A 4,081-nucleotide genomic window follows, 5' to 3' on the forward strand; every position below is an offset into this window, starting at 1 on the left:
GGCACCTGGGCCAGCACCCAGATGGTGATGGCCAGCGGCAGCCAGACCAGCAGGCCGGCAACGAGGTATTTGCGTAAGGAAGCGCCCACGAAGCTTTTCGGTCAGTGGCAGGCGCAGGAGCCGCCGCAGGAGGTGGAGGAAGACGGCGATGCGGATGCTTCAGCCTTGGCGGCTTCGGGCTTGGCAGCATCGCTGGCGGCCGGGGCCGCGGGGGCGGCGGTCGAGCCACCCTTGAAGTCGGTTGCATACCAACCCGAGCCCTTCAGCTGGAAACCAGCTGCGGTGACCTGCTTGGAAAAGCTCTGCGCCGCGCAGGCGGGGCAGGTGGTCAGCGGCGCGTCGGACAGCTTTTGCAGCACATCCTTGGCGTGACCACAGGCGCTGCAGCGATAGGCGTAGATTGGCATGGTCGGGCTCGAAGAGACGCAAAGCCCGACATTTTAAGGGACACGCTCAGGGATGAGGCTGGAGATGGTGGCTGACGTGCTCGCGACGGTCGGTCAGCACCTGGGGCATCAGCGAGCCGACCACCATGCCCGCCAGCGCCGCCAGCAGGCCGGCCAGTTGCCCCGGGAAGAGCTCGCCCCAGGTCGTCACCTGCGGGAAAAAGGCCACCCAGACGGCGATGCCGGCAAAGATCGAGAACACCGCGCCCTGGGTGGTCGAGCGGCTCCAGTACAGACCAAAGACCAGCGGCACGAAGGCGGCGACCAGGGTGACCTGGTAGGCGGCGCTGACGAGGTCGTAGATGGACGTGCCCTGCAGCGCGATGGCGTAGGCCAGCACGGCGAAGGCGAAGATGACGAGCGTGACGCGCATCGCCACGAGAGACTGCTTGTCGCTCATGCCGGGGCGGATCTGCTTGAGGATGTTCTCGACGAAGCTGGTCGTCGGCGCCAGCAGCGTGGCTGACGAGGTGCTCTTGATGGCCGACAACAGCGCACCGAAGAACAGGATCTGCATGAACAGCGGCATGTGGCCCATGACGAAGCTGGGCAGCACGCGCTGGTAGTCGTTCTGGGCCAGCTCCAGCGCCTTGTCGCCCATGACGGCCACGGCGGCCAGCACGATGAACATGGGCACGAAGGCAAAGGCGATGTAGCTGAAGCCGCCGATCATGGCGCCGCGCTGTGCCGTCTTGGCGTCCTTGGCGGACATGACGCGCTGGAACACGTCCTGCTGCGGGATGGAGCCCAGCATCATGGTCAGGCCCGAGCCGAGGAACATGGCCATCTCGGTGAAGGTCGGATTGGGCAGGAAGCGGCCCAGGTCGCGGCTCTTGGCCAGGGCCAGCACCTTGTCTGCGCCGCCGGCCAGGTCCGAGGCGAACACCGCGATGACACTCAGGCCGATGACCAGCACGATCATCTGGATGAAGTCCGTCCAGGCCACGGCCAGGAAGCCGCCGATGACGACGTAGACCAGCACCGCCAGCAGGCCGACGACCATGCCGGTCTGCGGGCTCATGGCGCCGTCGGTCAGGATGTTGAACACCAGCCCCAGGGCCGTGACCTGGGCCGCCACCCAGCCGAGGTAGCTGAGGATGATGGCCAGCGAGCAGAACACCTCGACGCCCTTGCCGAAGCGCTGGCGGTAGAAGTCGCCGATGGTCAGCAGGTTCATCCGGTACAGCCGCGCGGCGAAGAAGGCGCCCACCAGTACCAGGCAGAAACCGGCACCGAACGGGTCTTCGACGACGGCGCCCAGGCCACCCTGCACAAACTTGGCGGGCAGGCCCATGACGGTTTCGGCACCGAACCAGGTTGCGAAGGTCGTCGTGACGACCATGATCAGCGGCAGGCTGCGCCCGGCGACGGCGAAGTCGCTGGTGTTCTTGATCCGGGTGCCGGCCCAGACACCGATGCCCAGCGTGCCGAGCAGGTAGAGCACGACGAAGACGATGAGCGTGGTGTTCATGAGCGCAAGAAGGCCGGAAAATTTGGCGCGGATTATGAGGGCGCGGCTGGCGAGACTTGCTAGGGGCTGATGTCCAGAAAGCGCACGGTCAGCCAGGCCACGGCGACGCCGATGGCAAAGCCCGCGGCGCCCCAGAGCAAACCGGAAAGCAGCCGGTTGGTGCGCCGCAGCTCGCGCACGAGAGCGCGGGTCTCGGCGTCGTCGGCACGCCGGGCCTGGCTCTTGAGGGCGTCGTGCAGCAGGCGCGGCAGCTCGGGGATGAGCTGTGCGAAGCGCGGCGCCTCCTTCATCAACTGCTTGTTGAACGCCGGCCAGCCGACCTGCTCGTTCATCCAGCGCTCCAGGAAGGGCTTGGCCGTGGCCCAGAGGTCGAGTTCGGGATCGAGCTGGCGGCCCAGGCCCTCAACGTTCAACAGCGTCTTCTGCAGCAACACCAGCTGGGGCTGGATCTCGACGTTGAAGCGGCGCGAGGTCTGGAACAGCCGCATCAGCACCTGGCCCAACGAAATGTCCTTCAGCGGCCGGTCGAAATGAGGCTCGCAAACCGCCCGGACCGCGCTTTCGAGCGCATCGACGCGGGTCTCGGGCGGCACCCAACCCGAGGCGATGTGCAGCTCGGCCACGCGCTTGTAGTCGCGCTGGAAGAAGGCGATGAAGTTCTGGGCGAGGTAGTCCTTGTCCACCTCGGTCAACGTGCCCATGATGCCGAAGTCCAGCGCGACGTAGCGGCCGAAGGTCTCGGGCGCCAGGCTCACCTGGATGTTGCCCGGGTGCATGTCGGCGTGAAAGAAGCCGTCGCGGAACACCTGGGTGAAGAAGATGGTCACGCCGTCGCGGGCCAGCTTGGGGATGTCGATGCCGGCCGCCTCCAGCGCCGGGCGGTGCGAGATCGGCACGCCCTTCATGCGCTCCATGACGATGACCTCGGAGCTGCACAGGTCCCAGTGCATCTCGGGCACCATGATCAGATCCAGCTCGGCCATGTTGCGGCGCAGCTGGGCGGCATTGGCGGCCTCGCGCACCAAGTCCAGCTCGTCGTGCAGATAGGTGTCGAACTCGGCAACCACCTCGCGCGGTTTCAGGCGCCGGCCATCGGCGGAGAAGCGCTCGATCCAGACGGCCAGCTGGCGCATCAGCGACAGGTCGTCGTCGATGATGTCCAGCATGCCGGGGCGCAGCACCTTGACGGCGACCTCGCGGCCGTCCTTCAGCGTCGCGAAATGCACTTGGGCGATGCTGGCGCTGGCCACTGGCTCGGCGTCGAAGGTGGCGAACAGTTCCTCCAGCGGCCGGCCGAAGGCGCGCTCGACGATTTCACGCGACAGCGCCGCCGGGAAGGGCGGCACGCGGTCCTGCAGCTTGGCCAGCTCCAGCGCGACATCGAGCGGCAGCAGGTCGCGCCGCGTCGACAGCACCTGGCCGAACTTGACGAAGATGGGGCCGAGGTGCTCCAGCGCCAGCCGCAGGCGCACGCCGCGCGGCTGCTGCCAGCGCCGGCCCAGCCGGGTCAGGCGACGCAGCAGCCTGAAGCGCTTGCGACGCAGGCCCGACAAGGCCAGATCATCGAGACCGAAGCGCCAGACCGTCCACAGGATGACCAGCAGCCGCGAGACAAACCTCATGCGCCGCTACCGGACGTCGTCGTCGCAAAACGCGCGGCCATGCCCGACAACRTGCGCCGCAAGGTGCGGCCGAACTGGGCGAGCTGGCGGGCGGGCAGCGGCCCGACGATGCCGGCCAGATCGTCCTCGATGTCCCAGCGCAGGTTGTCCATCAACCAGTGCATCTCGCCAGCGAAAGCGGCATCGCCCTGCACGCTGACGGTGGGCGCCTCTCCCGTGAATGCACCCAGAGCCAGCTTGGCGGGGTTGGATGCATCGATCTCGATGCGCAGGCCGCCGGCGCCTGCCGGGGCGGCGTCCAGGCGTTCAAAAAGACCCGCTGGTGTGACACCGAGTATCAAATCAGGCGCCGCCGGCAGCAGGCTGGGCCAGCCTGCCAGGTGGACGACGAGCCCACGCCCAGCCAGCGGCCGCAGGCGTTGCGCCGCGATGGGCTCCCGCGACACGACATGGTTGATCAGCAAAACAAGGCGATCCTGCAGGGCCGGCATCAGCAAGGGCGTGATGGACGGCAGCGGAGGCAGGGGCGGCAGGGGCCAGGA

Annotated in this window: 3 protein-coding genes and 1 pseudogene; all 4 read right to left on the reverse strand. The window is 67.3% G+C overall.

All coding sequences use genetic code 11. The annotated features are described in order from the left end of the window. Positions 1-101: 101 nt before the first annotated feature. Positions 102-407, reverse strand: coding sequence for an FmdB family zinc ribbon protein (locus tag ACXJKR_RS26270; protein WP_056204061.1), 306 nt, complete (start codon positions 405-407; stop codon positions 102-104). Between the two features lie 46 nt (positions 408-453). Then, the gene (locus tag ACXJKR_RS26275) at positions 454-1,917 is read right to left on the reverse strand and encodes a sodium:solute symporter family protein (protein ID WP_056204064.1); all 1,464 of its coding nucleotides are present in this window, start codon (positions 1,915-1,917) and stop codon (positions 454-456) included. 158 nt (positions 1,918-2,075) lie between these two features. Continuing rightward, positions 2,076-3,539, reverse strand: a pseudogene (gene ubiB, locus ACXJKR_RS26280) (ubiquinone biosynthesis regulatory protein kinase UbiB); the annotation flags it as partial. Continuing rightward, the coding region (locus tag ACXJKR_RS26285) for a hypothetical protein (protein WP_457325313.1) at positions 3,536-4,081 on the reverse strand (546 nt) is incomplete at its 5' end. The pseudogene ubiB and the gene ACXJKR_RS26285, both read right to left, overlap by 4 nt.

Source organism: Roseateles sp. P5_E11, from assembly GCF_054049355.1.